Genomic DNA, 2,927 nt, shown 5'->3' with positions numbered 1-2,927 from the left:
GTACCGGGGGCTCGGGCGCGTACGCGGAGCTGGTCGCTGTTGATGCGGCGGGCCTGTTCGAGGTGCCGGACGGGCTTGCGCTCGATGACGCGGTCGCGCTGCTGGCCGACGGCCGGACGGCGACGATGATGCTGGACGCGGCGCGGCCCCGTCCCGGGGAGCGGGTGCTGGTGGAGGCGGCGGCCGGTGGGGTCGGGACGCTGCTCGTCCAGCTGGCGAAGGCGGCGGGCGCGACGGTCGTCGCGGCGGCCGGTGGGGCGCGCAAGGGCGAGGTGGCGCTGGGGCTGGGCGCGGACGAGGCCGTCGACTACGGCGAACCCGGCTGGGCCGCGAAGGCGGGGGAGGTGGACGTGGTGTTCGACGGAGTCGGCGGCGATGTGGGGCGCGAGGCGTTCACGCTGCTCCGGCCGGGCGGGCGGATGGTCAGTTTCGGGCTGGCGAGCGGCGAGTGGTCGGGTGTCCCGGAGGAGGACGCGGCGGAGCGGGGCGTGACGCTCGTCCGGCCGGGGGCCACGCCGGAGGAGCTGCGGGAGTTCACGCGCGGCGCGCTGGCGGAGGCCGCCGCTGGGAGGCTCCGGCCGGTGATCGGGCAGCGGTTCCCGCTGGACGGGGCGGCGGACGCGCACAGGGCCATCCAGTCGCGTGCCACGGTCGGCAAGACGCTCCTAGAAGTCAGGTGACTTTCTCTAGGAAGGCGGTCAGTGCGCGCTCGTAGGCGATGGGGTCGACGTTCCACGATTCGGTGTGTCCGCCCGGTGTGGCTATGTGGGTGACCATGCCGGGTGGGGCCGTCCTGGCGAAGGTGTAGGCGGCGCCGTTGTCGACCGTGGCGTCGTCGCTGGCGGTGAACAGCAGGACCGGTGTGCGCAGTTTCGGCGCGTACCGGCGCTGGTCGTAGTCCGACAGGTCGATGCCTATGCGCCACTCCAGGACGCGCTTGGCGACGCCCGTGACGAAGCCGGGCAGATTGCGGGCGTCGCCTTGCATGTCCAGGGTGGCGTTCCAGTCGAGGACAGGGGAGTCGAGGACGACGCCCCTGATGAAGGTGGGGTCGTCGCGAAGGGTCCTCACGGACATCGCGCCGCCCATGGACCAGCCGTACAGGACGACGCCCGTCGCGCCGTTCGAGCGTGCGTAGCCCATGGCGGACACGACGTCGCGCCATTCGGTGTCGCCGAGGTGGTTCTTCCCGTCGCCGGACGGTGGGGCGCCTACATCGTTCCGATACGCGATGGACATCATCGGCAGGCCGAGCGCATGGACGGCCTTCATGGCGCGGAACGTCTCCGCCTTGTCGGCGTTCCGTCCGTGGACGCCGATGACCCACGTGCTCTCAGGCGACTTACCGGGAATCAACCACGCGGGCATGGGCCCCGCCTGGGACGGATACGTGACGTCCTGGAAATCGAGCCCCAGAGCCCTCTTCGGATCGCCGTCGTACACCCAGTGGTCGACGGTCGCTAGGGTGCCCTTGACGAGGGCGCCCTCGACGATGGACGAGACTTGGCGGACGACTTGCGCGTCGTTGCCGCTGATGACAGGGCCTAGGAGAGCGCGTCCGTTCCTCCAGGCGAGAGCCCAGGTGCCCGCCCGTTCCGTCGAGTCTTCCCTGGGCAGCGTGACCGTGCCGTTCGCCGCGTCCAGGACGGTGAGCGAATAGTCGTCCGAGTGGTCGACCTCGATGGCGACGCCCGCGAAATACCAGCCGATCCCGCCGACGGCCGCGCTCAGCAGGACGATGACCGCGACCGCGGCCGCCATCAGCGGGCGGGCGCGGCGGCGCCGCCGGACCCGTGGTTCGGGCGCGGCAGGGGCCGGTGACTCGGGGACGATGGTCGACACGACATTGAACCTAGCCTCCCCTGAAAGTTTCCGACGCCCGGGCCGTTCCGCAATGCGGTGATCAGTGCGGTTAATCTGCCGGACAGGTGCCATGGACCGGTACGGGAGGGCGCGCGGCGTGACGGGGCAGAGCGAGCGCATCGCGGAGATCGAGGGCGAGGTCATCGCGTTCGCGCGGCGGATGGCGCCGCCGGGATGGCGGCGGATCGACCTGCACTGCATCGCGACCGTCGCCGTCAACGATGTCGCGGTGACCGTGCTGACCGGCGAGGGCAAGACGGTGACGGCGGAGACCGTCCCGCAGGAGCTGACCGGCCTGCTGATGGACCTGCGCCGCGCGCAGTACCTGTCCGAGCAGGGCACCTGGTTCTCGATGGTCGCGATCATCGAGCCGGAGTCCGCGCGGCCGCTGTACAACTACGACTTCGACCCGCTGTGGGATCCGCCGATCCCGGTCGACTACTGGCGGCGCGACCAGATCGTCATGCCGCGCGACGGCGCGAACGTGCCGGGCTGGCTGCGGGACCGGCTGGACGGCCGCGAACCCGCCCCCGCCGGCGACGCGGTGCCCGGCACCGGGCCGCTGGACCCGGTCGAGCAGATGGAGCTGCTGTCGAACCAGCTCACGGTCGTGATCGCCGATCACGCGCCGCCGCTCTGGCGGACGATCTCCGGCTACTACCAGGCGGTCGGGGACCATGTGGAGTTCCCCGCGATGACCTGCCACCGCGCGGACGGCGCCGTCACGCCCTGGACGGCGCCCGCCGCCACCGCGGACCTCCTCGACCGGCTCCGCGCCGGGACGCACGCGTTCCAGGGGTCCACCTGGTGCCGGATCGACTTCGAGGTCGTGTACGAGGACGGCGACGTCCGCTGCAGGGCGAGCTTCAGGCACGACGACGAGCCGCATTGGGACGCGGAGCCGTCCCCGGCCGACGTCCGGCGCGAGCTGGAGCGGTTCCCGCGCGACGAGGTCCCGGAGTGGATGACGCACCGGCTCGGCAACCGGGCCGTCCAGCCGGCGACGGTCGCCGACGTGCCAGTTCCCGCGCCAGGCGCGCCAGGCGCGGCGGGCGGGCCGGGTG

General features: G+C 72.1%; 2 protein-coding genes and 1 pseudogene. 2 read left to right on the top strand and 1 reads right to left on the bottom strand.

Features of this window, described 5'->3' with window-relative positions:
• Positions 1–680 (top strand): zinc-binding dehydrogenase (locus E1264_RS41740; protein ID WP_132182977.1); only part of this gene is annotated, 680 nt, incomplete at its 5' end.
• Here the strand turns inward: E1264_RS41740 and E1264_RS41735 are convergent.
• Entirely contained in the window at positions 673–1,842 is a 1,170-nt protein-coding gene (locus tag E1264_RS41735; protein WP_165964659.1) for a prolyl oligopeptidase family serine peptidase, read from the bottom strand. The two genes, E1264_RS41740 and E1264_RS41735, sit on opposite strands and share 8 nt — an antisense overlap.
• Positions 1,843–1,960: 118 nt before the next feature.
• Between E1264_RS41735 and E1264_RS41730 the strand changes: the two are divergent.
• Positions 1,961–2,927 (top strand): annotated as a pseudogene (locus tag E1264_RS41730) (hypothetical protein); the annotation flags it as partial.

This window comes from Actinomadura sp. KC216, from assembly GCF_004348535.1.
In the GTDB taxonomy this organism is placed as follows: domain Bacteria; phylum Actinomycetota; class Actinomycetes; order Streptosporangiales; family Streptosporangiaceae; genus Spirillospora.
Note: the sequence above shows the minus strand (reverse complement) of the source record. Positions and strands in the feature narration are given on the sequence as shown.